Genomic DNA, 26,387 nt, shown 5'->3' on the forward strand with positions numbered 1-26,387 from the left:
GAGAACGCCGCGGACAGGCCGCAGACCGGCCACGGACAGGGCCGGGCGGAGGATCGTCGAGCGGGCGATCGCAGCGGGCGATAGCCGAGCGGAAGAGCTCAGACCTCGAGCGCGCGTCGCGCGCGCTCCTCGTCGCTGACCCGAGGGCAGGTCACGCACGCCTCGGCGTTGGGCAGGACGTAGTGGAAGCAGCAGCTCTCCCGCCGCCGCGTCCACGCGGTGCGGCCGGTGGCGTCGGTGACGGCGCACAGGGTCGAGCCCGAGGTCAGCGGGTCCCCGCTGGTGACGTCGCGGGCGTCGGGGAGCAGCAGCGCGGCGTTGGCGACTCCGCCGCCCTCGTCGTGCAGGGCCCTGCCGGCCAGCCACGCGGCGCCGTCCAACGCGTCCGTCGCCGCCGCCCACAACATGCGCCGGCCGAAGCGCGCGGTCGGCCCGAAGGCGGCGACGAAGCGGGCGGCGTGGCCCACGTACCGCGCCCGCAGCAGCGCCGCGAGCGCCTGCTCGTCGGCCACGACGGTGCTGTCGGGAAGGCCGGCGGCGGGGTCGTCGGGCAGGCAGGCGAAGCCGCCGGCCAGCAGCGCGACGCCGTCGGGGTGGGCCCGGCCGTCGGCGACCCGGAACGCCAGGTCCTCGGGCCGCAGCGAGGGGACGCGCCGCGCGGTGTGGAAGAGCGTCGCGCCGAGCACGGCGGGGACGTGGAGGTACCAGGACAGGACGTAGCCCGCGGTGGTGCGCTCCGGGACCTCGGTCAGGTCGTAGGTGGCGGCGAGCCAGGAGCCGAGCCGCTCCCGCCAGGTCAGGAAGCCGGCCGGGTTGGCGAGCAGGTCCGCGCAGCGCACCCACTGGTCGCTCCCGGCGCCGTCCCCCGCGGACGCGGGCAGGCCCAGGCGCAGCTCCATGCTCGCCGCCAGCGGCGCGAGCCGGGCGAACGTGCCGACCAGGGGGTGTTCGTCCGTGGGCGCCGGCGACCGGAGATCGGGGGCGAGGGTCATCGGTCGACCTCCCCGTGTGGGGCTTCACGACGGGATACCCGCAGGGGGCCGCGGTCCTCGGGGAGAACGGGCCGAAAACGCGTGGAGGGGGGAAGAAGGACGTGGGCGTGCGCCAACCCCGCGGGGGTGGTGGCCCTGGTGCCTGGCACGGCGGTCCTCGCCTCCGGGAACGGGAAACCTGTCCGGGAACGAGCTCGCTCGAACCCGGTCGAGCCCGGCCGAGTTTGGTCAGGCTTGCCTAACCTTACAACTCGACGTCCGCTCCGCGCGCGGTGACCGCCGTCACCCGTATGGCGCAACCGTTCCCCTATCGAGTGACGTGTTCGCGCTGAGCGGACAACACCCCCCGACGCGGAATCACGCAGGCTGGTGGTGCGTTGGGCAGGACGTCCGAGAAGACCCGCGTGGAGTGAGCAGCGAGCGGGAACTGAGCGCGACGGTCCCGGCGACTACAGTGGTCGTACGGTGCCGACCCCGACCGATTGATTGCACCTGAGCCCTGCGGGATACCCGCACCCGAGGTGCATCGGCCGGGGCGGGGCGAGGACCGCCGGCGCAGCTGTCAGGGAGTGCGAATGTTCGAGAGGTTCACCGACCGCGCGAGGCGGGTGGTCGTCCTGGCCCAGGAGGAGGCCAGGATGCTCAACCACAACTACATTGGCACCGAGCACATCCTCCTGGGTCTGATCCACGAGGGTGAGGGTGTCGCCGCCAAGGCGCTGGAGTCGCTGGGAATCGCGCTGGAGGGCGTGCGCCAGCAGGTCGAGGAGATCATCGGCCAGGGTCAGCAGGCCCCCAGCGGTCACATCCCGTTCACCCCGCGGGCGAAGAAGGTGCTGGAGCTGTCGCTGCGCGAGGCGCTGCAGCTCGGCCACAACTACATCGGCACCGAGCACATCCTGCTCGGGCTGATCCGCGAGGGTGAGGGCGTCGCGGCCCAGGTGCTGGTCAAGCTGGGCGCCGACCTGAACCGGGTGCGGCAGCAGGTGCTGCAGCTGCTGTCCGGCTACCAGGGCAAGGAGCCGGCCGAGACCGGTGGCCGCGGCGAGGGCACGCCGTCCTCCTCGCTGGTGCTGGACCAGTTCGGCCGCAACCTCACCGCGTCCGCCCGCGAGGGCAAGCTGGACCCGGTCATCGGCCGGGAGAAGGAAATCGAGCGGGTCATGCAGGTGCTGTCCCGCCGCACCAAGAACAACCCGGTCCTCATCGGCGAGCCCGGCGTCGGCAAGACCGCCGTGGTCGAGGGCCTGGCGCAGAAGATCGTCAAGGGCGAGGTCCCGGAGACGCTGAAGGACAAGCAGCTCTACACCCTGGACCTGGGCTCGCTGGTCGCCGGCTCGCGGTACCGCGGTGACTTCGAGGAGCGCCTGAAGAAGGTGCTCAAGGAGATCCGCACCCGCGGCGACATCATCCTGTTCATCGACGAGATCCACACCCTCGTCGGGGCGGGCGCCGCCGAGGGCGCGATCGACGCCGCCAGCATCCTCAAGCCGATGCTGGCCCGCGGCGAGCTGCAGACCATCGGCGCCACCACGCTGGACGAGTACCGCAAGCACGTGGAGAAGGACCCGGCCCTGGAGCGCCGGTTCCAGCCGATCCAGGTGGGCGAGCCGTCGCTGGAGCACACCATCGAGATCCTCAAGGGGCTGCGCGACCGGTACGAGGCGCACCACCGGGTCTCGATCACCGACGGGGCGCTGGTGGCCGCGGCCACGCTGGCCGACCGCTACATCAACGACCGGTTCCTGCCGGACAAGGCCATCGACCTGATCGACGAGGCCGGCGCCCGGATGCGGATCCGCCGGATGACCGCGCCGCCGGACCTGCGCGAGTTCGACGAGAAGATCGCCGAGGTGCGCAGGGACAAGGAGTCCGCGATCGACGCGCAGGACTTCGAGCGCGCCGCGAAGCTGCGGGACCAGGAGAAGCAGCTGCTGGCCCAGAAGGCCGAGCGCGAGAAGCAGTGGAAGTCCGGCGACCTCGACGTCGTGGCCGAGGTCGACGACGAGCAGATCGCCGAGGTCCTGGCGAACTGGACGGGCATCCCGGTCTTCAAGCTCACCGAGGAGGAGACCACCCGTCTGCTCCGCATGGAGGACGAGCTGCACAAGCGGATCATCGGCCAGGAGCAGGCGGTCAAGGCCGTCTCCCAGGCGATCCGCCGCACCCGCGCCGGCCTGAAGGACCCCAAGCGGCCGTCCGGCTCGTTCATCTTCGCCGGCCCGTCGGGCGTCGGTAAGACCGAGCTGTCCAAGGCGCTGGCGGAGTTCCTGTTCGGCGACGACGACGCGCTGATCCAGATCGACATGGGCGAGTTCCACGACCGGTACACCGCCTCGCGGCTGTTCGGCGCTCCCCCCGGCTACGTCGGGTACGAGGAGGGCGGGCAGCTCACGGAGAAGGTGCGCCGCAAGCCGTTCTCGGTGGTGCTGTTCGACGAGATCGAGAAGGCGCACCAGGAGGTGTACAACACGCTGCTCCAGGTGCTGGAGGACGGCCGGCTGACCGACGGTCAGGGCCGGACGGTGGACTTCAAGAACACCGTCATCATCTTCACCTCCAACCTGGGCACGCAGGACATCTCCAAGGCGGTGGGCTTCGGCTTCTCCGGCGGTGGCGACACCGGCTCGAACTACGAGCGGATGAAGACCAAGGTCAACGACGAGCTGAAGAAGCACTTCCGGCCGGAGTTCCTGAACCGGATCGACGACGTGATCGTGTTCCACCAGCTCACCGAGGACCAGATCATTCAGATGGTGGATCTGATGATCTCCCGGGTGGAGACCCAGCTCCGGAACAAGGACATGGCGCTGGAGCTGACCCCGCTGGCCAAGCGGCTGCTGGCCAAGCGCGGCTTCGACCCGGTGCTGGGCGCCCGGCCGCTGCGCAGGACGATCCAGCGGGAGATCGAGGACCAGCTGTCGGAGAAGATCCTGTTCGGCGAGATCCAGCCGGGCCAGATCATCATCGGCGACGTCGAGGGCTGGGACGGCGAGGGCGCCGACGACCAGGCCCGGTTCACCTTCCGCGGTGAGCCGAAGCCGGCCGTGCGGGTGCCGGACGCCCCTCCGGTCAACCTCTCCGCTGGCGGCGCGACCGACGCCGAGTGACCCTCGGCCGGGGCGTGGTGAACACCGGTCCCCGGTGAGACGACGAGAAGTGGCCCCCGCGTTCGCGGGGGCCACTTCTCGCATTCCGGCCCTGATCGGCCGCTCCGCTTGATAGTTTCCCGCCGCTCGTGTCGACGTGGTGGGAAGGGCGTGCCGGTGAAGATCCAGACCTCGACGAGGGGCGGGAAGATCGTCTTCGGCGTCCTCTGCTCCATCGTGGGGACGTTCCTGCTCATCGGCGCCGTCTCGACGTTGTCGGACGACGAGGTCACCTGCGGTGGCCGGGTGATGCAGCCCGGGGACGTCTGCAAGACGACCAGGAAGGGGCGCACCACCTCCCGCGGCTACGAGGAGCAGAAGGAGAGCGACCAGACGGGCGGGTACGTCATGCTCGGCTTCGTCGTGGTCGGGTACGGCGTCGCCGCGTACCAGTTCGTCAGCGCCGCCCGCATGGGGAGGAAGGCCGCCCCGGCGGCCGACCCCGGGATGGCGGGCAGCTTCCCGCCGCCCGGGCAGCAGCCGGCGCCCCAGGGCTGGGGACAGCCCGCGCCCGTCGGCGCTCCCGCCCCGTGGGGCGCTCAGCCGGGCGTTCCGGCCCCTGGCGCGCCCGCTCCGGGCCAGCCGGTCGCCGGCGTCCCACCCATGGCGGCCCCCGCGCCCGGAGCCGGCGTCGGCCCGATGGGCGCTCCGGCGCCCGCCGGGTACCCGCCGGCCGCTCCGGCGCCGGGCGCTCCGCTGCCCGGTGGTTTCCCGCCGCCTCCGCCCGGCAACTACCCGCCGCAGCAGGGGCAGTGGGGGAACCAGCCGCCGCAGTGGGGCGCCGGCCCGCGCTGACCGAGCCCGGCCCCGGCGCGCAGCCCAGGCGCACGCGGTCTGACCGGCCACGGGCGTCGTCACGTGCGGGACAGCTTGTGGTCCGTGACACTCGGGGGTGAGGCGCGCAGGGGCGCCAGCGGTGACGACACCGCCCTACCGGGCCCCGCCCGTGGTCGTTCGGGCATTGTGGTGGGGTGACCGACGGGGTGGGGGCGGCCGCGGCGGAGCGGCGGGACGAGCACCGGGACGAGGACGGCGTGCGGGCGCGGCGGCGACCGGGGGGCCGGGTCGCGGGACTGCTGTTGGCGATCGTGGTCGCCGGCTTCCTGGCGGCGGCCGTGGTCCGCCTGCTCGACCTGGACCTGAGCGGCCCGGCGGTCGCGCTCATCGCGCTCACGCCCTACGTGCTGGCGTTGGGCATGCTGCTCCTCGTCGTCGCGGCCCTGCTGCGCCGGTGGATCACGGCGGCGCTGGTCTTCGCGGTGTGCGCCGCGCTGGCCACCGGCGTCATCGGTCGGGTGCTGCCGGACGACCGGCCGTTCGGGCGCGGGCAGCAGCTCCGGGTGCTGACCTCCAACACGCACGTCGGCAAGGCGGACGCGGTCGCCCTGGTCGACCTCGTCCGGAGGCACCGCGTGGACGTGCTCAGCCTGCAGGAGCTGACGCCCGAGATGGTCGCCGACCTCGACGCGGCCGGGTTGGGCGCCGAACTGCCGCACCGCCGGTTCGTCGCGGCCCCCGGGGCCAGCGGGTCCGGGGTGGCGGCGCGCTACCCCGTCGAGGAGCGGGGCGACGTTGGGCGCACCACGTTCGCCGAGCCCACGGCCCTGGTCGACCTGCCGGGCGCGCACGACATCGAGATCACGGCGGTCCACTCGGTGCCCCCGGTGGGCACGATGGGGATCGAGGGCGCGGATCTCTGGCGGCGTGAGCTGGCCAGCCTGCCCGAGCCCACCACCAGCGGGCCGCTGCGGGTGCTCGCCGGGGACTTCAACGCCACCCTCGACCACGGGCCCATGCGGAGGCTGGTCAACCGCGGCTACCGGGACGCCGCGGAGCAGGTGGGCCAGGGGCTCGTCCCCACGTGGCCGGCCAGGGACACGCTGGCGCCCCCGGTGACCCTGGACCACGTGCTCGTCGACCGGCGGTGCCCGATCGACGACGTTCTCGTGCTCGACGTGCCCGGGAGCGACCACCGGGCCGTCCTCGCGACGTTCACGCTGCCGGAGTGAGCGGACGCGCCTGGGAACCGGGCCGGAGCGGACGGGAACGGCGGGAACGGGCGCGGTAGGCGGCGCCGGGCCCGGAAGACGCCATGTCCGAGCCGCGGTCGGCTCGGACATGGTCATCGGACCGCCGGTCGGGCGGGGTTACCCCTCGACGGCGGGGGACACGGACTGCACGACCTCGAACTCCAGCAGGTTCGCGCCGGTGGCGACGGGCTTGGCGCGCTCACCGGCGTGGGCCTGCCGGCCCGAGCCGTCCCGCCACGCCTGGTACGCCTCCTCGTTCTCCCACCGGGTGTAGACGAAGTAGCGGTTCTCCCCGGCGACCGGGCGCAGCAGCTCGAAGCCCAGGAAGCCGGGGGCGTTCTCCACCGCGCCCGCGCGCGCGGCGAAGCGCTTCTCCAGCTCGGGGCCGGCGCCCTCGGGAACGTCGATCGCGTTGATCTTCACAACGGCCATGCCCCCAGCGTATTCGCCGGGGGCATGGCCGCGGGGTGTGCCGTCCGCCGCGTCAGGGACGCAGCGTCCTCGGCCACAGGTACTGGTCGGTGGGGATGGACGTGCCCCGGAACCAGGCCTGGAAGAAGCCGTCCAGCCGCTGCCCGGAGATCCGCTCGACGTACCGCTCGAACTCCGGCCAGGTCGCGTTGCCGTAGCGGTGCTGGTTGGTCCAGCCCTTCAGCACCGCGTCGAACGCCCAGTCGCCGATCTGCCGGCGCAGGGCGTGCAGCGCGAGCTTGCCCTTGCTGTAGACAGCGGTGAACTCGTTGCCGCGGCCCATGTCGTACAGGGCGCGGCCCCACCACTCGGGCTTGTCGCGGTACTTCGCGACGGTGTCCCGGTAGAGCTGGTCGAGGTTGACGCCCTCCTTGGCCTCCGACCACAGCCACGTCGCGTAGCTGGCGAAGCACTCGTTCAGGCAGATGTCACGCCACCGGTCCAGCGAGACCGAGTCGCCGAACCACTGGTGGGCGTTCTCGTGCACCACCGTGGCCAGGTCGGTCCACTGCGCGTAGACCGGACGGGACTGGGTCTCCAGCGAGAAGCCGATGGGGTCGGCCAGGAAGATCCCGCCCGCGGCGCGGAACGGGTACGGGCCGAACTTCGACGACAGGAAGTCGAGGACCTCGGGCAGGCGCGACTCGGCGGCCTTCTTGCCCTCGGCGCCCGGCGCGTAGGCGTCGACGACCGGGGTGCCGTCGGCCAGCCGCGAGCGCACGATCGTCCACTTGTCGATGGCCACCGTGGTCAGGTACGGGACGGTCGGCGTCTCCTCGGCCCACCGGTAGGTGGTCCAGCCGCCGGAGCTCTGCGTGCCCCGCTCGACGCCGTTGGAGACCACGCTCCAGCCGTCGGGCACCCGCGCGGACAGGTGGAAGGTGGCCTTGTCGCGCGGCGTGTCGTTGGCCGGGTACCAGCTGGTCGCCCCGTGCGGCTGCCCGGCGGCGAAGGCGCCGCCGGAGGCGGAGATCTGCCAGCCGCCGTCGCCCAGGGCGCCGTCCTTGATCACCTCGGGGACGCCGTCGTAGCGGACCCGGACGGTGAAGCGCTTGCCGGTGGGCAGCACGCCGCGCGGCCGGACCACCAGCTCGTGGTCACCGGACCGGCTGAACTCCGCCGGCCTGCCGTTGACCTCGACCGACCGCACGTCGAGCCGGTACAGGTCCAGGTTGAACCCGCGCAGGTGCTGGGTCGCCTTCGCGGTGATCGTCGTGTCGCCCTCAAGCCGGTGGCTCACCGGGTCGTAGCTGATGGCGACGTTGTAGTCGGCGACGTCGTAGCCGCCGTTGCCGTCGGTCGGGTAGTAGCTGTCGCCCGCGCCGTCACTGCCGAACACCGGTGGGTTCGCCACGGCGGTCCCGGCGCTGAGAACGGCGGTCGCGAGCGCGGTGGCGGCCAACACGGCAGGCCGCCACCCGGTGGTTCTGGTAGCCATCGAGCTCCCCTCGTCTTGCGGTGACGCGTTGGTACTCGGGGGCTCCGTTCGGCGGCAACGGGCTGCTCCGCATAGGTCCGTTCTGCCGGAAAGATCCCGACGAACGGCGGGGAACGCGTTCCGCGCGCGTCCCACGACGCGGGACGTGCGGACCGCGCCTACCTGGTCAGAAGGAGATCAACATCACCCGTGCGGGTGTCGGTGACCCCGACCCCGGTGATCGCCGCGCGGACCGGGCGCACGGGCAGCAGCGCCGCGAACCCGGCGGCCACCTGCGCCACCGCGAGGTCCTGGGCGAGGGTGCAGTGCGGCACCCAGGCCCCGGGCAGGTACTGCCCCGCGGGTCCGCGGACCCGGCCGGCCAGCACGTCGTGGACCGCGGAGTGGACGGCCAGCAACTCGGTGTCGGCGACCGCGCCGAGGAACAGGGTGTGCTGGCCGTCGGGGAAGGTGCCCAGCGTGTACAGCCACAGGTCCGGCAGGGACAGCAGGGTCAGGTCCCGCCGCAGGTCCGCCCTGGCCCTGGCCGGGATCGCCAGGCCGAGGGCGAGGGAGAGGTGCGGCCGGTGCCGGCGGTGGGTGCGGGTGGCCAGGCTGGGCACCCCGGCGTCGTCCAGCAGCTCCCACCGGGCGCGCACCTCGGCATCGGCCCGGTCGTCGAAGAAGAGCTGGAGCGCGTCGGCCACGCCGCGCATCCTGCCGGACAGGGGTCCCCGGGTGATCGACGCCGGGGGTCGCGTCCGGTCGGGGTCGAGCGTCCGGTCGGGGGCTGAGCGGTCGGAGGGCTGAGCGGACTCGTGGCCGGGTCAGTGGTCGCCGGGCAGGGCGAACCGGCCGTCGTCGGTCTGCTCCACCAACCCGTCCACCAACAACGAGTCCAGGCACCGGTCCCGCTGACCGGCATCGGCCCAGACGGCGTCCAGCCGCGCGCGCACGACCGGACCCGAGGAGTCCCGCAGCACGTCGAGCAGCAGACCCCGGACCTGCCGGTCGGTGCCGGCGAACTTCTGGACCGGCTTCGCGGGGCCGTTGTAGGCCGGGCGGCCGTTGCGGTGCCAGGCGCAGCCGTCGAGCACAGGGCAGTCGACGCAGCGCGGCGACCGGGCCGTGCACACGACCTGACCGAGTTCCATCACGGCGGCCGAGTAGCGGGCGGCGTCGGCCTCGTCGGCGGGCAACAGGGCCTCGACGTCGGCCAGGTCGCGGGTGGTCGACGGCGGTCCCGCGTCGCCGGCCCCGTGCACGGCGCGCGCGACGACGCGACGGACGTTCGTGTCCACCACGGGGCAACGGCGGCCGTAGGCGAAGGCGGCGACAGCCCGCGCGGTGTAGGCGCCGATGCCCGGCAGCGCGAGCAGGGTGTCGACGTCCGAGGGCACCGCGTCGCCGTGGTGCTCCGCGATCGCGGTCGCCGCCGCGTGCAGCCGCAGGGCGCGGCGCGGGTAGCCGAGCTTGCCCCACGCCCGCAGCACCTCGGCCTGGCTGGCGGCGGCGAGCGCCGAGGGGGTCGGCCACCGCCGCAGCCACTCGTGCCACACCGGTTCCACCCTGGCCACCGGGGTCTGCTGGAGCATGATCTCGCTGACCAGCACGCCCCAGGGTGTGCACTCGGGGCGGCGCCAGGGCAGGTCGCGCGCGGTCGCGTCGAACCAGGAGATCAGGACGTCGGGGTCGAGGGCTGCGCTCGTCATGACGTCGTCGATCCTGCCACCCCACCGGGTGGCCGCGCGTCCTCGCCCCCACGCGCCGGCACGCGCCCGGACGGGGCGATGACGTCGGGAGCCGTCAGAGCACCTCGGTCAGGGAGCCCGTGGTGACGTCCAGGACGAAGCCGCGCACGTTGTCGGTGTGCGGCAGGAACGGGCTGCGGCGGGATGGTGTGGAAATCTGGCCGGGTCGGAGCCGGTGGCTTCTGCCGGTTGGTTCTGACACTGAGTAGTCGTTGGACGTCAGCGTTCAGCTCGACAGAACCCAATTCGTGGGGCGTCATGGCAAGGGGAGCACGGGCAATGCACCACTCGGGCGGAAAACCCTCGGGAGGATGACCCAACCCGCACCCCTGAAAGGGTTAACGGGAGGACCTCCGACCGTCGGGGGGCGTGTTGACCGCAGTCGGTGGCCGAGCCACCGTCACCCCGGGTGTCCGGCCCTGGATGACCCGCGCTGACGAGCCCGCCGGAGGCCCCGCAGGGGAGAGAGCCGGGCACTGCCGACCCGCGTCCCGCTCAGATGATGGATGAAGGGCCAGCAACGACGTTCCCACGCCTGCGGCGTCCGCCTCGACACCCCTCCACCGGGGACAGCCCCCACCCGCCCTGGGGGGGCGAGCCCTGCTCCAGCCTATCCGCCCCAGGCAGCGCGCCCCAGGCGACAACGCTCTCCTGTGGACAACTCGCGATCTGTGGACAACTCGCGGCTCCAGCCAGGACACCCGGGAGGATCAGTCCCAGCGGCACGGGGAGCACGGTGGATCTCGGATGAAGTCGCGGGAGAACCGACCGGCGCGAGCCCCGGGCCGGTCACCCGTACCGGTCGACGATCGACGTCTCGGCCATCCGGGACAGACCCTCGCGGACGATCCGCGCCCGAGTGTCGCCCACACCCTCCACCGTCCGGAGGTCGTCCGCGGTCGCCGCCAGCAACGCCTGCAGCGAGCCGAAGTGCTCCACCAACCGGTGCTGGACCGGCCCCGGCAGTCGGGGAACCCTGGCCAGCAGCCGGTAGCCGCGCGGGCTGACCTGCTCGTCCAGCGACTCCGGCGTCCCGGGGAACCCGAACGCCTTCGCCACCGAGGCCACGTCGAGCAGCTGCGTGCTGTCCAGCTCGTCCAACGCCACCACCACGTCGCCGACCGAGCCGCCGTCCGGGAGGTAGTCCTGGACCAGCAGCTCGCGGTCCAGCTCCACCCCGCCCACCAGCTCGTCGAGCTGCAGCTCGATCAACCGGCCGTCGGTGCCCAGCTCCACCACGTGCCCGTCGATCTCGTCGGCGATCCGCCGCACCATCTCCAGCCGCTGGCTGACCGTCACCGCGTCCTTGAGCGTGACGAAGTCCTCGATCTCCAGGGCGGACAGCGCCTGGGTGACCTCGTCCAGGCGCGCCTTGTACCGCTCCAGCGTCGCCAGCGCCTGGTTCGCCCTGGACAGGATCGTGGCCGAGTCGGTGAGCACGTGCCGGCGGCCGTCCACGTACACGCTGATGATGCTCATCGACTGGCTCACCGAGATCACCGGGTGACCGGTCTGGATGGCGGTGCGCTCCGCCGTGCGGTGTCGCGTGCCCGACTCCTCGGTCGGGATCGTGGGGTCCGGCACGAGCTGCACGTTCGCCCGCAGGATGCGGGTGGCGTCCGTGGACAGCACCACGGCTCCGTCCATCTTGGACAGCTCCCGCAGCCGGGTGGCGCTGAACTCCACGTCGAGCCGGAACCCGCCGTCGCAGATGGACTCCACCGCGTTGTCGTGGCCGAGCACGATGAGCCCGCCGGTCCGTCCCCGCAGGATCCGCTCCAACCCGTCCCGCAACGTCGTGCCCGGCGCCAACCGGGCCAACGTGGTCCGCAGCAGCTCGGACTGCGCGCGCTCAGTCAACCTGGGCCCTCCCCGTCGTGCGCCTCCCGAGGGGGAGTCTACGAAGCGCTCCCGGCACGGCGGTGGTTCGGCGCGGTGGCGGGCGCGTGAACGCGACGCGCCGGTGCGGGCAAGAGAGAGCGTGACGACGATGACCGACCACGCCGGCGGGGCCCGGTCGAGTGACGAGGACACCGCGGGCGAGGACCGCCCCGCCCTGTCCGGCCACGACCCCGCCGAGACGTTCGGCCGGCTCTTCGACCAGCACGCCAAGCCGCTGCACCGGTACCTGGCGCGGCGGGCCGGCGAGGACGTCGCCGACGACCTGGTCGCCGAGACGTTCCTGGCCGCGTTGCAGCGGCGCGACGACTACGACCCCGCCCGCGCTCCGGTGCGGGCCTGGTTGTTCGGCATCGCCACGAACCTGTTGCGGCGGCACGTCCGCCAGGAGGTGCGGGGCTACCAGGCCACGGCCAGGGCGTACGGCAGGGCGGAGGCGGAGCGGCCGGAGCCGCCCGAGGCGCGGGTGGTCGACCAGGTCGACGCCGAGGCCAGGACCAGGCAGCTAGCGGGGGCGCTGGGGCAGATGGCCCAGGGCGACCGGGACGTGCTGCTGCTGACCTCCTGGGCGGAGATGGACTCCACCGAGGTGGCCGCCGCGCTCGGCATCCCGGTGGGAACGGTGCGCTCCCGCCTGCACCGGGTGCGGCGCTGGCTGCGGGCGGGTGCCCGGGGCAGGGGAGGACGGACGGAGGACGGCGATGAGTGAGGACGAGCCGCGTCGGTTGTGGAGCGACGAGGAGCTGGACCAGGCCCTCGCCGCGCTGCACGCCGACGTCCCGACGAACGACGCGGCGCTGGCCGGCGCCCGCGCACGGTTGATGGCGGCCGCGGTCGCCGAGGGGGATCACGAGGTGAGGGCGTTGACTGAGGAGAGGACGCGGCCGGTGGAGCCGCGGCCGTCGTTGTGGCGCCGGTCCCGGAGCGTGCGGTGGCTCTCGGGCGTCGCCGCGGTGTCGGCGCTGGTGGTGGGTGGGCTGGTCGCGCAGACGGCGTTCATGGGGGAGAACTCGCCGGGTTCGGTGGCGAACGCCGCCGAACTGCTCAACCGGGCCGCGGACGCCGCGATCAGGACCAAGGACCAGGAGGTGAAGCCAGGGCAGTTCCGCTACCTGCGCACCACGGCGTGGCACTCCACGGAGATCCCGCTCACGAAGAAGGACGCGCCGAGCGGCGAGCGGCAGTCCGTCGAGGGCCTGGAGACGTTGACCTACCTGGTGAAGGGTGTCACCGAGTACTGGATCCCCGCCAACTTCCAGGACGAGTGGATGCAGCGGCGGACCTGGAACGCCGAGCGGAAGTACCCTGAGGGGGTCGAGGCCAAGCTCCGGGAGCGGTACGGGAACCCGTCGCCGCCCAAGACCGAGGTGCGTCGCGCCAAGGCCGGCGTCTTCTACCGGGGCGAGCCCGCCTTCGAGGAGAAGCCGGACGGCTCGCTCGTGCCGGTGAACCAGTCGACGGAGTCGAAGGAGGAGGGCCGCCTGGGGGACGGCGGCTGGGCGGACCCGACGCCGGAGTTCTTCGCGAAGCTCCCGCGTGACCCGCAGCAGCTGCTGGACCGGATCTACCAGGACTCCAGGGGGCAGGGGCCGGGGCCGGACGAGGAGGCCTTCGTCTTCGTCCGGGACGTGATGCGCACCGGTCGGGTCCCTGCCGACGTGCGGGCCGCGCTGTTCCGCGCCGCCGCCAAGATCCCCGGCATGCGGATCACCGACGACGCGGCGAACCTGGACGGCAGGAAGGGTGTCGCGATCAGCCGCAGCGACGCGAACGACCGAACGGACCTGATCTTCGCCCCGGACACGGGCGAGGTGATCGGTGAGCGCGTGGTCACCACGAAGGGCCGCGAGGGCGTGCCGGCCGGAACGGTGATGAGCTGGACCGCCATCAGCTCGGCCGTCGTGAGCAAGGCGGGGGAGAGGACCGGCTCCTGACGAGCTGGTCCACCGGGAGTGGCCCGCACGCTTTCGGGGGGCGTGCGGGCCACTCCTGTGCCCGGGGGCGCGTCGAGACGGTCGTGCGTTCGGGTGTCGTCGACGGGATGGGCGGCGGCCCACCTCCTGACGAGGGCGGAGCTCGGTCGGTTCGGCCCGGTGGCAAGGCTGCCCGGCCCGTTGACCAAGTCTCGATGGTGTCGCGTCAATTGCCCGAAGGGGTATTTGTTTCGGGGAATTGATGACGATGGGGTGATGGGGAATCCGACCGACGGATGATTTGGTTGCGCCCACACTCATGATCACCCGATTGGGGGTTCCGCGTCATATTCGTCCATCCAGGGGACGCGCGAAACCCCGGAAATGTCAGACCGACATGCGATGTTTGAAGTGGGGGTTCCCCCCTACTTCAGGCCAGTAGGCGGTGGCGAACAGTGCGCGAACCGGGCTCGGGACGTCGTGCGTCAGCCGTCGGCTCGGAACGACGAGGGGGACGCCGGCGCTCTCCGCTGGGGAGCCGCCCCAAGTCTGGGCAGCGCCGTGACCAGGTGAAATCGGGCGCCTGCCCGGTGCGAATCCCGAGCCACCGCCGACCCCTCCCACCGCCGGTTCACTGGTCCGGCGACTCCCCGGCGTTGTCCCGCAGGAACCGGAGCGCGGCGCCGATGTTGGGCACGACGACGGCTCGCAGGTCCGGCGGCAGCGGCCCCGAGTCCGGGGGGACGAGCGCGCGCGTGTAGCCCAGCCGGACCGCCTCGGCGAGGCGCCGGCCGGCGCCGCCGACCCGCCGGACCTCGCCGGCGAGGCCCACCTCGCCGATGGCCACGACGTCGGGCGGGAGCGGCAGGTCGCGGGCGGCGGAGGCGACCGCCAGGGCCACCGCCAGGTCCGCAGCCGGCTCCGCGACGCGCATGCCGCCGACGGTCGCCGTGAAGACGTCGGCGTCGCCGAGGCGCACCCGCCCGCGGCGCTCCAGGACCGCGAGCACCATGGCCATCCGCGCCGAGTCCAGGCCGCTGACCGCGCGGCGCGGGGTGGCCAGGCCGGAGCCGGCGACCAGCGCCTGCACCTCGGCCAGCAGCGGGCGCTTCCCCTCGACGACGACGGTCACGGCGGTGCCGGGCACGCCCGTGTCCCGCCGGGTGAGGAAGAGCCCGGACGGGTCGGGGACCCCGACGATGCCGTCGTCCCGCAGCTCGAAGCAGCCCACCTCGTCGGCCGGCCCGAACCGGTTTTTCACCCCCCGCACCAGCCGCAACGTGGAGTGCCGGTCGCCCTCGAAGTGCAGCACCACGTCCACCAGGTGCTCCAGGACGCGGGGGCCGGCCACGGAGCCGTCCTTGGTGACGTGTCCCACGAGCACCACGGGCAGGCCGCGCTCCTTCGCCAACGCCACCAGCGCGGTCGTGACCGCCCTGACCTGGGTGACGCCGCCGGGCGCGCCGTCGGCGTACGGGGACTGCATCGTCTGCACCGAGTCGACCACGAGCAGCCCGGGGCGGACTGCGTCGACGTGCCCGAGCAGCGCGCCGAGGTCGCTCTCCGCCGCGATGTAGAGCTCGTCGTGCAGCGCGTCGGTGCGTTCCGCCCGGAGCCGGACCTGTCCCGCCGACTCCTCGCCGGTCACGTACAGGGCGGGGGAGCCGCCGAGCGCCCACCGGTGGGTGACCTCCAGCAGGAGGGTGGACTTGCCCACGCCCGGCTCGCCGGCGAGCAGCACCACCGCGCCCGGGACCAGCCCGCCGCCCAGCACCCGGTCCAGCTCGGGGACACCGGTGGTGCGGGCGCGCGCCGACTCGACGTCCACCTGCGCGATGGGGCGGGCCGGGGTGGCCGGGGCGCCGGCGGCGACCAGGGCGCGCTCGGTCCGGCTCGGCGCGGCGAGCTCCTCGACGCTGCCCCACGCCTGGCACTCCGGGCAGCGGCCGACCCACTTGGCCACCTCGTGGCCGCACTCGGCGCAGCGGTAGGCGGGGCGGGCGGCGCGGGTGTTCTTCGGCGGCACGGGGGTGACGTTAGGCGGTGCCGCCGACACGGCCCTGTCGGGTGCGCGTCAGCGGCGGGATCGGCCGGGGAACGTCCGGAGGGACCGCCGGCCTGCGCGTTCTCCCCAGGAACACCACCTCCCGCCGGCGCGGCGCGCGACTTCTGAGGCAGAGACGGAAAGGCGCCCCTCACCAGACGGCGAGGGGCGCCTCTCGACGCATTCGGGCGATCAGTGGCCGCCGCCGTGGCCAGAGCCCTTGCCCGGGGCGGGCTGGCCGGAGTGGCCGACGTCACCGGTGCGCGGCGCGGCCGGCGCGCCGATCGGCAGGTCGAGGGTGACCTCGCCGGCCTTCTCGAACACGAAGGTCACCTTGACCGTCTGGCCGGGGCCCACCTCGCGCTTGAGGCCGGTCAGGGTGATCTTCACCTTGCCGGGCTCGGTCCGGCCGACACCGGTGGCGCCGGTCGCACCGGTCGGGGCGCCGGCGGTCGGCGTGCCGGTGGTCGGGGCACCGGTTCCGCCGGTCTGCTGGCCGGGGACGCCGGTGGCGGTCGCCTTCGGCGGGGTGCTCTGGGCCTGCCCGCCCTGGCCGTCGCTGTCGCGCAGCTCGGTGGCCAGCGCGAAGTGGCCGGGCAGGTCCGTGCTGCCCTCGACCTTGCCGGCGGCTGCGTCCGGGCTGCTCACCGACAGGAGCTTGTCGGGGTTGTCGCCGGTGTTGACGATGTTGATGATCAGCGGGGCGTCCGAGCCCTCGGCGTAGAGGCCCTTGCCGGTCGGGTAGGCGAGCTGCGCGCCGCGGACGGTGATCGAGCCGCGCACTGCCTCGGCGCCGTTCACCGCGGCGACCTGGGTGTCGGTCTGGGTGATCTGACCGGAACTGCACCCGGCCAGGGCGAGGGCGGCGCCCAACCCCAACGCGACGGGGACGAGGCGCAGGCGGTTGGCCTTGGGCCGCTGCTGCGCCGCGTCAACCTGAAGCTCGCCTCCGGCGACGTTGCGGCTCACGATGCAGGTCCTTCCTGGAGCACGGGTGACCTCGGCCGTCCCGCACGGCCAGCGGGAAGCCTAGCCCGGCGTCGGGCGGGCGGCGCACCCGACCATGGTCGCCGATCGCGCGATCACTGTCCATTGTGGAGGAATTACTGATCTCGGAGTCGGGCCATGGCATGCGAACGGGTTGTTTGTCAACCCCCCGCTCCCCCGTTGACCTGCGGTTACGCATCGTTAGACAGGCGAACGGGGATTGCCGGACGTGTTAGGATGGCATCAGCGAAAGGGGCAGAGGACACATGGTTTTCAAGGTCGGAGAGACCGTCGTCTACCCGCACCACGGTGCCGCTCTCATCGAAGCAATCGAGACCCGCGTGATCAAGGGCGAGGAGAAGAAGTACCTCGTCCTGAAGGTTGCCCAGGGCGACCTCACGGTCCGAGTCCCCGCCGACAACGCCGAGATCGTCGGTGTGCGGGACGTGGTGGGCCAGGAGGGGCTGAACCGGGTCTTCGAGGTGTTGCGCGCTCCGCACACCGAGGAGCCGACGAACTGGTCCCGGCGGTACAAGGCCAACCTGGAGAAGCTCGCCTCCGGCGACGTGAACAAGGTGGCCGAGGTGGTGCGCGACCTGTGGCGGCGCGAGAAGGACCGCGGCCTGTCGGCGGGTGAGAAGCGCATGCTCGCCAAGGCCCGGCAGATCCTCGTGAGCGAGCTCGCGCTGGCGGAGGGCACCGACGAGGACAAGGCCGAGACGCTGCTCGACGAGGTGCTGGCCACCGCCTCCTGACGTTGCGCCGAGCGCGCCGGGGTGACCGGCGCCCGGCGGCTGACACGGGCGTGTCCGGGGTGATGCATGATTCACCCCGGACACGCCCGTGTTCGTCTTCCACCCGCCGGTCGAGCGGGTTCTCCTGCCCGGGGGTTCTGCTGTGGTGACCGTCGTCGCACTCGTCCCCGCCGCCGGTCGGGGCGAGCGGCTCGGCGCGGGGCGGCCCAAGGCGCTGGTCCCGGTGCGGGGCGAGCCCCTGTTGACGCACGCGGTGCGCGGCCTGCTCGCGTCGGGCCGGGTCGACCACGTGGTCGTGGCCGCGCCCCCCGCCGAGGTGGACCAGGTGGCCGACCTGCTCCGCCCCCTAGGCCCGGCCGTGCACGTGGTCGCCGGCGGCGGCGAGCGCACCGACTCGGTGCGGCTCGCGTTGGACGCCGCGCTGACCTTCGCGCCGGCCGCGGACGTCGTCCTGGTGCACGACGCCGCGCGGGCCTTCACCCCACCCGAGGTCGTGCGCGCGGTCGTGGACGCCGTGGTGGGCGGAGCGCCCGCCGTCGTCCCGGTCCTGCCGGTCGCCGACACCGTGAAGCAGGTCGACGCGGACGGCCGTGTCGTGGGCACTCCCGACCGCTCCGCGCTGCGGGCGGTGCAGACCCCCCAGGGCTTCGCCGTCGACCTGTTGCGGCGCGCGCACGCCGCGGCGGAGGGGGCGGCCACCGACGACGCGGGACTGGTCGAACGGCTGGGCGAGCCGGTGGCCACCGTGCCGGGGCACCCGTGGGCGATGAAGGTCACGACCCCGTTCGATCTGGCCGTGGCCGAGGCCGTGCTGGCCGGGGAGGAAGGACGATGAGCGAGATGCTGGTCCCCAGGGTCGGGGTGGGCACCGACGTGCACCCGGTCGAGCCGGGCCGGGAGTGCTGGATGGCCGGTCTGCGCTGGGAGGGCGTGGACGGCTGCGCCGGGCACTCCGACGGCGACGTGGTCGCCCACGCGCTGTGCGACGCGATGCTGTCCGCGGCCGGGCTCGGCGACCTCGGCGCGGTCTTCGGCACGGGCGACCCGCGCTGGTCCGGCGCGCACGGCGCGGAGCTGCTCGCCGAGGTGCGGCGGCGGGTCGAGGCGGCGGGGTTCCGCCTCGGCAACGCAGCGGTGCAGCTCGTCGGCAACGCGCCCAGGGTCGGGCGACGGCGCGACGAGGCGCAGGCGGCGCTCTCCGCGGCCGCTGGCGGGCCGGTCGCGGTCTCCGGGACCACGACGGACGGGCTGGGGCTCACCGGCAGGGGCGAGGGCGTGGCCGCCGTGGCCACCGCGTTGCTGCTCCCGGTCGGCTGATTCGCCGCCCGCCCGCTGTCGTCGGCCCCGGCCCGGTCCCTACCCTGCCCGCATGTCGATCGCGCTCGTGGACGCCGCCGGCCGTGCCGCCACCGCGGGGGAGGCCGGCGGGCTGGGGAGCGCGGTGGTCGGGACGCCCTTCCGGTTCGGGCGGGATCGGGCGCGTGCCCTCGTCCGGGCGACTGGTCCCTGACGGGAGTGAAGTGCCTGTGGCCTGCGTGTTCTGCGGGATCGTCGACGGACTGGAGCCCGCATGGGTGGTGTGGCGGGATGAGGAGCACGTCGCCTTCCTGGACCGCAGCCCGTTGGACGAGGGCCACGTGTTGGTGGTGCCGCGTCGGCACGCCGTGACGCTGCTCGACCTGGCGCGGGAGGAGGCGGCCGCCCTGGGCGCGGCCAGCCACCGCGTCGCCCGGCTGCTGCACGAGCGGCTGCACCCGCACGGGCTGAAGGTCCAGCAGTGCAACGGCCGGGCCGCGGGCCAGGTGGTGATGCACCTGCACGTCCACGTCATCCCGCGCTGGGCGGCCCGGCGGTCCCCGATGGGACGGCGGTGGACGGGGCGCCGGGCGCCGGAGGGCGTGCTCGCGGAGGTGCACGCCCGGCTCACCGGGCCGTGACGACCCCGGCTCTGTGGTCTGGACCACGCGTGGCGGACTGCCCGCCGTTCGGCGGATAGCGTGGCCGGCGTGACGATCCGCGGGGTGCTCTTCGACTTCTCCGGCACGCTGTACCGGCTGGAGAACGACGGTCCGTGGCTCGCCGGCCTCGTCGACGAGTCGGCGGGGCTGACCGGGGAGCGGGAGGCCGAGCTCCTCCGGCGGCTCTCCGCGCCGACCGGCCCGCTCGACGGCCTGCCCGACCACCTCCAGGAGGCGTGGGCCCGCCGCGACCTGGACCCCGCAGTGCACCGCGACGTCCACGTCGCGCTGTTCCACCGCCTCGGCCTGGCCGAGGCGCTCGCCACGCGGTTCTACGAGCGGCTGATCAACCCGGTCCAGTGGCGCCCCTACCCGGACACCGCCGAGGTCCTGCACCGCCTGCGGGACTCCGGCGTGCGCGTGGCCGTGGTCAGCAACATCGCGTGGGACATCCGGGAGGTGCTGCGCCGGCACGGGGTGCTCGACCTGGTCGACGCGGTCGTCATGTCCTACGTGGAGGGGCGGATCAAGCCCGACCCCGAGCTGTTCCGGGTCGCGTGCGCGCGCATCGGGGTGGACCCCGCCGAGGCGCTGATGGTGGGGGACAGCGAGGAGGCCGACGGCGGCGCCGCCGCGGTCGGGTGCCGGGTCTCGATCGTCGAGCCGCTGCCCACCGCCGAGCGGCCCTCCGCCCTGCTCGACGCGCTGGCCGCGCACCGTCTGGGCTGAGAGCGGCTCCGCCGGGGGCAGGAGCCCCGGTTGCCCGGACCCGTACCATCGCGGGGGTGAGCCTGCGCCTTTACGACACCGCCACGAGGAGCGTGCGGGACTTCGTCCCGCTGCGGAGCGGAACGGTGTCGATCTACCTGTGTGGCGCCACGGTGCAGGGCGTGCCTCACATCGGGCACGTGCGCAGCGCGCTCAGCTTCGACGTGATGCGTCGGTGGCTGCGGCACCGGGGCGCCGAGGTCGTCTTCGTCCGGAACGTGACCGACGTCGACGACAAGATCCTGAACAAGGCCAACGCCGCCGGCCGCCCCTGGTGGGAGTGGGCGGCCACGCACGAGCGGGCCTTCCTGTCCGCCTACGAGACCCTCGGCTGCCTGCCGGCGTCGATCGAGCCCAGGGCGACCGGCCACGTCACGCAGATGGTCGACCTCATGGCGCGCCTGATCGACCGGGGCCACGCGTACGCGGCCGGGGGCGACGTCTACTTCTCGGTCGCGAGCTTCCCGGAGTACGGCGCGCTGTCCGGGCAGCGGATGGACGAGGTCCAGCAGGGTGAGACCGCGGCCACCGGCAAGCGGGACCCGCGCGACTTCACGCTGTGGAAGGCGGCCAAGCCGGGCGAGCCGGCCTGGCCGACCCCGTGGGGGCCCGGCCGGCCCGGCTGGCACCTGGAGTGCTCGGCGATGGCCACCGCCTACCTCGGCCCCGAGTTCGACATCCACGGCGGCGGCCTGGACCTGGTCTTCCCGCACCACGAGAACGAGCAGGCGCAGTCCAGGGCCGCCGGCGACGGGTTCGCCCGCTACTGGGTGCACAACGCCTGGGTGACCATGGGCGGCGAGAAGATGTCCAAGTCGCTGGGCAACGTGGTGTCGATCCCGGCGATGCTGGAGCTGGCCCGCGCCCAGGAGCTGCGGTACTACCTGGTCTCGGCGCACCACCGCTCGACGATCGAGTACTCCGAGGCCGCGCTGCGGGAGGCGGTGGCCGCCTACCGGCGGATCGAGTCGTTCGTGCGCCGGGTGGTGGAGCGGGTCGGCGTGCCGCGGCCCGGCGAGCTGGCCGCCGACTTCGCCGCGGCGCTGGACGACGACCTCGGCACGGCCGGCGCGCTGGCCGCCGTGCACAACACGGTCCGCGAGGGCAACACGGCGCTGGACGAGTGCGACCGGGAGACGGCCCTGAACCTGGCCGGTTCCGTGCGGGCGATGATGGACGTGCTCGGACTGGACCCGCTGTCGGCGACGTGGGCCGAATCGTCCACTGTGGACGACTCCTCGCACCGCGCGCTCGGCGCGCTGGTCGAGGAGATGCTGGAGGAGCGGCAGCGCGCCCGGAAGAACCGGGACTACGCGGCGGCCGACGCCATCCGCAACCGCCTGCTGGTAGCGGGCATTGCCGTCGAGGACACCCCCGACGGTCCGATGTGGACAATCAAGGAAGCCTGATGCCCGGTAACTCCAAGCGCAGGGGCGCGATGCGCAAGCCCGGCACCAAGAAGGGCGCTGTCGTCGGCTCCGGCGGGCAGCGACGGCGCGGGCTGCGCGGCAAGGGACCGACCCCGCCGGCCGAGATGCGGCCGGGCCACCCCGCACAGCGCAGGGCGGCCGCCGCCGAGAAGAAGGCGCAGATCCAGGACAAGCGGCGCAGGGCGGAGGCCGACACCCCCGACTACGTCGCCGGGCGCAACCCGGTGGTGGAGTGCCTGCGGGCCGACGTGCCGGCCACCGCGCTCTACGTGGCGTCGGGGATCGACATCGACGACCGCGTCAACGACGCGGTGCGCAACGCGGCGGACCGGGGTATCTCGGTCCTGGAGGTCTCCCGGCACGAGCTGGACCGGCTCACCGGTGGCGCGATGCACCAGGGCGTCGCGCTCCAGGTGCCGCCGTTCGAGTACGCCCACCCGGACGACCTGCTGGAGGGCGCGATCGGCTCCGGCGAGCCGCCGCTGCTCGTCGCGCTCGACGGGGTCACCGACCCGCGCAACCTGGGCGCCGTGGTGCGGTCCGCCGCGGCGTTCGGCGCGCACGGGGTCGCGGTGCCGCAGCGCCGCAGCGCCGGGATGACCGCCGTCGCGTGGCGCACCAGCGCCGGCACGGCGGCCAAGCTGCCGGTCGCCAGGGCCACCAACCTCACCCGCACCCTCAAGGACTGGGCGGCCAGGGGCGTGATGGTCGTCGGCCTGGACGCCGACTCCACCGCCACCGTGGACGACCTGGACCTGGCCACCGGCCCGCTGGCGGTCGTCGTGGGCTCGGAGGGGCGCGGGCTGTCCCGGCTCGTCCGCGAGACCTGTGACCTGGTCATCTCGATCCCGATGGCCTCCGGCGTGGAGTCGCTCAACGCCTCGGTGGCCGCCGGCGTCGTGCTGGCCGAGGTCGCCCGCCGCCGCCGGCAGTCCGGACGCGTCTGAGACCGGTTCCGGAGCGAACGCGCCGTCCCCGCCGATCACGCGGGGGCGGCGCGTTCGCCCGAAGCGGGGACGGCGCCGTCACCCGCTCGGTTAGGCTCCCCCGGGGTTCCTGATCGTGAGGCCGTAGCCGATGTCGTTCGCCAGTCCGCTGTTCCTGTGGTTCTTCATGCCGGCGGTGCTCGTCGCGGTGCTCGCCGCGCCGCGCGGCTGGCGGAACGGCGTCGTCGCCGTCGCGAGCCTGCTCTTCTACGCCACGGGCGCCGGCGGCACCACCCTGTTGCTGCTGGCCTGCATGGTGGTCAACTACCTGGCGGGACCCGCGCTCGAACCCGACGAGTGGGACGTCGGCGGCCGGAGCCGGAAGCGGAAGCTGCTGATCGGCGTGGTGGCGTTCGACCTCGCCGTGCTCGCGGTCTGGAAGTACGCGGGGTTCGCCACCGAACAACTCGACACCATCGCCGGGTGGCTGGGTGGGGACTTCCCCGTCGTGCACCTGGCCCTGCCGATCGGCATCTCGTTCTACACCTTCCACCACATCTCGTACGTGGTGGACATCTACCGGGGCGAGCGCCCCGCGCTGCGCAACCCGGTCTCGTTCATCACCTACATCGCGATGTTCCCGCAGCTCGTGGCCGGGCCGATCGTGCGGTGGCGGGAGATCGCCGACCAGTTGCCGCAGGACCGCACGCACCGGCTGGACGACGTCGCCTCCGGCTTCCCCCGGTTCGCCTTCGGCCTGACCAAGAAGGTCGTGGTCGCCGACTCGCTGGCCCCGGTGGTGCAGGCGTGCTACGCCACCCCGGCCGACCAGATGACCGCCGCCGTGGCCTGGCTCGGGGCGCTCGCCTTCACGCTCCAGCTCTACTTCGACTTCTCCGGCTACTCGGACATGGCCATCGGCCTCGGCCGGATGCTCGGGTTCCGCCTGCCGGAGAACTTCGCCCGCCCCTACTCGTCGGTGACCGTGACCGAGTTCTGGCGGCGCTGGCACATGTCCCTGTCGCGGTGGTTCCGCGACTACGTGTACATCCCGTTGGGTGGCAACCGCGGCGGGGTCGGGAAGACCTACCGCAACCTCGCGGTCGTCTTCGTGCTGACCGGCTTCTGGCACGGCGCCAACTGGACCTTCCTCGTCTGGGGCGTCTTCCACGGCGCGTTGCTCGTGGTGGAGCGGGCCTTCGGCTGGTCGGCGGCCCCGGAGGGGAAGGTTGCCCGGGTGGCGAGGCGAGCCCTGACGATGCTGCTGGTCGTCGTCGGCTGGGTGTTCTTCCGCGCGCCCGACATGGGCACGGCGTTCACCGTGCTGGCGCACATGTTCGTGCCCGACCTCGGCGGGCTGACCGACGTGGTGGACTCCGCGCTGACCAACCAGCGCGCGTTGATCCTGCTGGCCGCGGTGGTCGCCCTGCTCCTGCCCGCGCAGCCGGTCCTCGGCCCCTACCTGGAGTCGATGCGCACCCGCACCGCGACGGCGCTCCGCGTCGGCTTCATGACCGTCGGCGTGACCTACTCGTCGATCCTCCTCGCCGCCGGCACCTTCAGCCCGTTCCTCTATTACCAGTTCTGACAGCTCCGGTCGGCAACGGAGGTATGACCAGGCGGAGGACCGACTGTCGGTACCCCTGGGTTTATGCGAATGCCTGACTGACGCCTCCCCTCGGCCGCCGCCGGTGGTAGGAAGAGTGACCATGAAGGCACGGAAAGTAGCCGGTTGTCACAAGGACGAATGTCCCGCCGTGTACATCACCGATCAGGGGACAGCTCTCGCGCAGGGCACTCCGGTTCAGGGAGTGGAGGGGGTCTCCTCGGGACCCGGAGAACTCGTCGTCGAGTTGCCGCTCGACGTTCTCCGCGAGGCCGTTCGGGCCCTGGAGGAAGAGGGGGCGACCGCGTGACGGCCCCTCCTGGACGGGAACACCTGAAGCACTGGATGCGGGCGTACGAGCGAACCGCGTGGCGTTACGAGGCGAAGCCCCTGTACACCGTCGACGGGGACATGTTGGCCCAGTACCTCGCGGGCGAGCCGGAGCCCGAGGACCACAACCGGGACTGGCATGACAAGATCCGCGCCGATCGCGTCGCCGGCAAGTCCATGCAACGCGTCAAGGTGGTTCGTCGGCCGTTCAACGACTACACGCGATACCTGATGGACTGGGCGATACCCGGAAACGTGGCGGCCGGCGAGGACTACCGAATTCTCGATGTGACTGAGGGCGGGCCCGACCTGCCGGACCAGGACTTCTGGCTTTTCGACGACGAGGTGGTCGTTCATCTCGACTACCACTTCGACGGCACGGTCAGCGGAATCGAGCTGGTCCAGGACCCGGACCTCAGCTGGTATCGAGGACTGAGGGAGACAGTGGTGAAGCTCGCGGTACCGTTCCGCGAGTATGTGGGAGCCTGACGGAAAACCGCCCAGGGAACTCGCCGACGCGCTGAGGGACATTCGCAGGCCAGCCGGGCTCTCCGGCGATCGGCTCGCCGCCCGGTGCGCGATGTCGCAATGCAAGATCAGTCGTATCGAGACTGGTCGGGTCCTGCCCAGCGTCGACGAGGTGGAACGCATTCTCGCGGCACTCGAGGTTCCGGGAGAGGTGGCGCGCGAGATCACCGCTCTCGCGCGCCGTGCGAACGTCCAGTACCAGTCGTGGCGCACGTACGCCCAGAAGGGATTGTGGCGGCGGCAGGCCGAACTGAAGATGCTCGCGGACTCGTCCAGGGTCGTGCGCCAGTTTCTTCCCGCCATTCCGTCGGGCCTTCTCCAGACCGAGCGATACGCCAGAGCCGCACTCCAGCCCTCGGTCCCGAGCGACTCCGTCTGGGACGTCGAGAAGGCCGTCCGGGCCCGCACGGAGCGCCAGGAGACGTTGTGGGATGAGGAGCGCAGCTTCTCGTTCGTCCTCACCGAGCAAGCCGTGCGGTGGCGATACGCCAGTGCCGAGATCATGGCGGAGCAGTGCCGCCACATGGCCGAACTCGCCCAGCGCCCCAACGTCGACCTCGCGGTGATCCCGCTGTCGGCCGAGGTCGTCGCTGCGCCCCTGCACGTGTTCGTCATCTACGACGAAAGGTTGGTCACGGTCGAGATGCTGTCCGGCGGGGTCGCTCTCCGGGAGCCGCAGGACATCTCGTACTACCTTGACCTGTTCGCCAAGTTCCGGCAGTCCGCCCTGGCCGGCTCCGATGCGGTGCACCTCCTGGAGCTCGTCGCGCACGGGTTTATGCGAGAACGCGACTAGAGCTTGCCTGGTGCCCGGAGGGCCGGTAGATCACGAGAGGGCGCTCGTCCGACGACCGGGAGGCGTGCAGTGCTCTTGGACCCCGTGCAGTTCCGACGGCACCTGACCGGGTTCGACCGGTCCGCGTGGCGGTTCGAGACACAGCCGACGTACACCATGCCCAACGAGCAGGAGAGCCTCGCCGGATTCCTGGCAGGACGCCCCAAGCCGGAGGGGCACAACTCGGGATGGCACACGACCGTTCGTGCGCTGGTCGCCGACGGCAAGTCGATCGGTCGCGTCATGACTGTGCGCGAACCCTTGACGGATTACCAGCGGTACCAACTCGCCTGGGGCATCCCCGGAAACGTGGCGGCCGGAGAGGACATCCGCATCCTGGATCTGACCGATCTGGACCTCGACCTGCCGCCCCAGGACTTCTGGCTGTTCGACGAGTCGGTCGTGGTCGACCTGAACTTCCGGCAGGACGGCACTCTGGTCAACATCGAACGGCGGCAGGATCCGGACCTCGCCCGGTACCTGGAGTGGCGGGACGTCGCACTGGCGCACGCGGTGCCGGTGGGCGAGTGGAGGCCCCGCCTCTGACGCGAGGGACAGCGTGCGTCGGAGGTCGATGCCCGAGGGGCCGTGGTCGGCC

27 protein-coding genes are annotated in these 26,387 nt (G+C 72.7%); 18 read left to right on the forward strand and 9 right to left on the reverse strand.

Translation table 11 applies throughout. The annotated features are described in order from the left end of the window. Positions 1-98 precede the first annotated feature (98 nt). The gene (locus BUE43_RS04775) at positions 99-992 is read right to left on the reverse strand and encodes a (2Fe-2S)-binding protein (RefSeq protein WP_083959301.1); all 894 of its coding nucleotides are present in this window, start codon (positions 990-992) and stop codon (positions 99-101) included. A 575-nt stretch (positions 993-1,567) separates the two neighbouring features. Here BUE43_RS04775 and BUE43_RS04780 point away from each other — a divergent pair. The 3 genes from BUE43_RS04780 to BUE43_RS04790 all read left to right on the forward strand — a co-directional run bounded on the left by BUE43_RS04780 (position 1,568) and on the right by BUE43_RS04790 (position 6,150). Then, the gene (locus BUE43_RS04780) at positions 1,568-4,102 is read left to right on the forward strand and encodes an ATP-dependent Clp protease ATP-binding subunit (RefSeq protein WP_073480007.1); all 2,535 of its coding nucleotides are present in this window, start codon (positions 1,568-1,570) and stop codon (positions 4,100-4,102) included. Between the two features lie 150 nt (positions 4,103-4,252). Then, positions 4,253-4,936 (forward strand): hypothetical protein, encoded by a 684-nt coding sequence (locus tag BUE43_RS04785; protein ID WP_073480008.1) that lies wholly within the window; start codon positions 4,253-4,255, stop codon positions 4,934-4,936. A gap of 176 nt (positions 4,937-5,112) precedes the next feature. Next, positions 5,113-6,150: an endonuclease/exonuclease/phosphatase family protein gene (locus BUE43_RS04790; protein ID WP_234995533.1), complete on the forward strand. Its 1,038-nt coding sequence runs from the start codon at positions 5,113-5,115 to the stop codon at positions 6,148-6,150. 138 nt (positions 6,151-6,288) lie between these two features. On the opposite strand, the gene BUE43_RS04795 is transcribed toward BUE43_RS04790, so the two are convergent. From BUE43_RS04795 to disA, 6 genes are all read right to left on the reverse strand, one after another. Beyond that, on the reverse strand, positions 6,289-6,603 hold the full coding sequence (locus BUE43_RS04795; protein ID WP_073480009.1) for an antibiotic biosynthesis monooxygenase family protein: 315 nt from the start codon (positions 6,601-6,603) through the stop codon (positions 6,289-6,291). Positions 6,604-6,655: 52 nt separating this feature from the next. Continuing rightward, positions 6,656-8,080, reverse strand: coding sequence for a M1 family metallopeptidase (locus BUE43_RS04800; protein ID WP_073480010.1), 1,425 nt, complete (start codon positions 8,078-8,080; stop codon positions 6,656-6,658). A gap of 158 nt (positions 8,081-8,238) precedes the next feature. Continuing rightward, the gene (locus BUE43_RS04805) at positions 8,239-8,766 is read right to left on the reverse strand and encodes a 2'-5' RNA ligase family protein (protein WP_073480296.1); all 528 of its coding nucleotides are present in this window, start codon (positions 8,764-8,766) and stop codon (positions 8,239-8,241) included. A 120-nt stretch (positions 8,767-8,886) separates the two neighbouring features. Beyond that, positions 8,887-9,771, reverse strand: a complete 885-nt coding sequence (locus BUE43_RS04810) for an HhH-GPD family protein (RefSeq protein WP_073480011.1) — start codon at positions 9,769-9,771, stop codon at positions 8,887-8,889. Positions 9,772-9,865: 94 nt separating this feature from the next. Next, positions 9,866-10,012 (reverse strand): hypothetical protein, encoded by a 147-nt coding sequence (locus BUE43_RS35890; protein ID WP_407697076.1) that lies wholly within the window; start codon positions 10,010-10,012, stop codon positions 9,866-9,868. Between the two features lie 587 nt (positions 10,013-10,599). Next, complete coding sequence (gene disA, locus BUE43_RS04815; protein WP_073480012.1) at positions 10,600-11,670, reverse strand: DNA integrity scanning diadenylate cyclase DisA; 1,071 nt, start codon at positions 11,668-11,670, stop codon at positions 10,600-10,602. A 130-nt stretch (positions 11,671-11,800) separates the two neighbouring features. Between disA and BUE43_RS04820 the strand changes: the two genes are divergently transcribed. Continuing rightward, positions 11,801-12,418: an RNA polymerase sigma factor gene (locus tag BUE43_RS04820; protein WP_073480013.1), complete on the forward strand. Its 618-nt coding sequence runs from the start codon at positions 11,801-11,803 to the stop codon at positions 12,416-12,418. Further along, on the forward strand, positions 12,411-13,643 hold the full coding sequence (locus tag BUE43_RS04825; RefSeq protein ID WP_073480014.1) for a CU044_5270 family protein: 1,233 nt from the start codon (positions 12,411-12,413) through the stop codon (positions 13,641-13,643). The genes BUE43_RS04820 and BUE43_RS04825 overlap by 8 nt, the downstream gene beginning before the upstream one ends. Positions 13,644-14,253: 610 nt before the next feature. Here BUE43_RS04825 and radA read toward each other — a convergent pair. Then, entirely contained in the window at positions 14,254-15,648 is a 1,395-nt protein-coding gene (gene radA, locus BUE43_RS04830) for a DNA repair protein RadA (protein ID WP_073480015.1), read from the reverse strand. Positions 15,649-15,858: 210 nt separating this feature from the next. Continuing rightward, entirely contained in the window at positions 15,859-16,635 is a 777-nt protein-coding gene (locus BUE43_RS04835) for a copper chaperone PCu(A)C domain-containing protein (RefSeq protein ID WP_083959302.1), read from the reverse strand. A 284-nt stretch (positions 16,636-16,919) separates the two neighbouring features. Between BUE43_RS04835 and BUE43_RS04840 the strand changes: the two genes are divergently transcribed. The 13 genes from BUE43_RS04840 (at position 16,920) to BUE43_RS04895 (ending at position 26,335) form a co-directional block, all read left to right on the forward strand. Next, positions 16,920-17,408: a CarD family transcriptional regulator gene (locus BUE43_RS04840; protein WP_073480016.1), complete on the forward strand. Its 489-nt coding sequence runs from the start codon at positions 16,920-16,922 to the stop codon at positions 17,406-17,408. 145 nt (positions 17,409-17,553) lie between these two features. Further along, positions 17,554-18,243 (forward strand): 2-C-methyl-D-erythritol 4-phosphate cytidylyltransferase, encoded by a 690-nt coding sequence (gene ispD, locus BUE43_RS04845; protein WP_073480298.1) that lies wholly within the window; start codon positions 17,554-17,556, stop codon positions 18,241-18,243. Next, the gene (gene ispF, locus BUE43_RS04850; RefSeq protein WP_083959303.1) at positions 18,240-18,725 is read left to right on the forward strand and encodes a 2-C-methyl-D-erythritol 2,4-cyclodiphosphate synthase; all 486 of its coding nucleotides are present in this window, start codon (positions 18,240-18,242) and stop codon (positions 18,723-18,725) included. The genes ispD and ispF overlap by 4 nt, the downstream gene beginning before the upstream one ends. 52 nt (positions 18,726-18,777) lie before the next feature. Further along, the gene (locus tag BUE43_RS34045) at positions 18,778-18,918 is read left to right on the forward strand and encodes a hypothetical protein (protein ID WP_159447683.1); all 141 of its coding nucleotides are present in this window, start codon (positions 18,778-18,780) and stop codon (positions 18,916-18,918) included. 10 nt (positions 18,919-18,928) lie between these two features. Continuing rightward, entirely contained in the window at positions 18,929-19,345 is a 417-nt protein-coding gene (locus BUE43_RS34050; protein ID WP_159447684.1) for an HIT family protein, read from the forward strand. Positions 19,346-19,414: 69 nt separating this feature from the next. Further along, on the forward strand, positions 19,415-20,095 hold the full coding sequence (locus tag BUE43_RS04860) for an HAD family hydrolase (RefSeq protein ID WP_083959375.1): 681 nt from the start codon (positions 19,415-19,417) through the stop codon (positions 20,093-20,095). A 56-nt stretch (positions 20,096-20,151) separates the two neighbouring features. Beyond that, positions 20,152-21,543, forward strand: a complete 1,392-nt coding sequence (gene cysS / locus BUE43_RS04865; protein WP_073480018.1) for a cysteine--tRNA ligase — start codon at positions 20,152-20,154, stop codon at positions 21,541-21,543. After that, positions 21,543-22,511: a 23S rRNA (guanosine(2251)-2'-O)-methyltransferase RlmB gene (gene rlmB, locus BUE43_RS04870; protein ID WP_073480019.1), complete on the forward strand. Its 969-nt coding sequence runs from the start codon at positions 21,543-21,545 to the stop codon at positions 22,509-22,511. Before cysS ends, rlmB begins: the two co-directional genes overlap by 1 nt. 130 nt (positions 22,512-22,641) lie before the next feature. Beyond that, positions 22,642-24,078 (forward strand): MBOAT family O-acyltransferase, encoded by a 1,437-nt coding sequence (locus BUE43_RS04875; RefSeq protein ID WP_073480020.1) that lies wholly within the window; start codon positions 22,642-22,644, stop codon positions 24,076-24,078. Positions 24,079-24,247: 169 nt separating this feature from the next. Continuing rightward, positions 24,248-24,406, forward strand: coding sequence for a hypothetical protein (locus tag BUE43_RS04880; RefSeq protein WP_234995534.1), 159 nt, complete (start codon positions 24,248-24,250; stop codon positions 24,404-24,406). Positions 24,407-24,441: 35 nt separating this feature from the next. Continuing rightward, positions 24,442-24,915 carry a DUF6879 family protein gene (locus BUE43_RS04885; RefSeq protein ID WP_073480302.1) on the forward strand — a complete coding sequence of 158 codons (474 nt, stop codon included), beginning with the start codon at positions 24,442-24,444 and terminating at the stop codon, positions 24,913-24,915. Further along, the gene (locus tag BUE43_RS04890) at positions 24,902-25,750 is read left to right on the forward strand and encodes a helix-turn-helix domain-containing protein (RefSeq protein ID WP_073480021.1); all 849 of its coding nucleotides are present in this window, start codon (positions 24,902-24,904) and stop codon (positions 25,748-25,750) included. Before BUE43_RS04885 ends, BUE43_RS04890 begins: the two co-directional genes overlap by 14 nt. A 69-nt stretch (positions 25,751-25,819) precedes the next feature. After that, positions 25,820-26,335 carry a DUF6879 family protein gene (locus BUE43_RS04895; RefSeq protein ID WP_073480022.1) on the forward strand — a complete coding sequence of 172 codons (516 nt, stop codon included), beginning with the start codon at positions 25,820-25,822 and terminating at the stop codon, positions 26,333-26,335. The last annotated feature ends 52 nt before the right edge of the window (positions 26,336-26,387 follow it).

The sequence above is a fragment of the Streptoalloteichus hindustanus genome, assembly GCF_900129375.1.
GTDB classification, from domain to species: Bacteria; Actinomycetota; Actinomycetes; order Mycobacteriales; family Pseudonocardiaceae; genus Streptoalloteichus; species Streptoalloteichus hindustanus.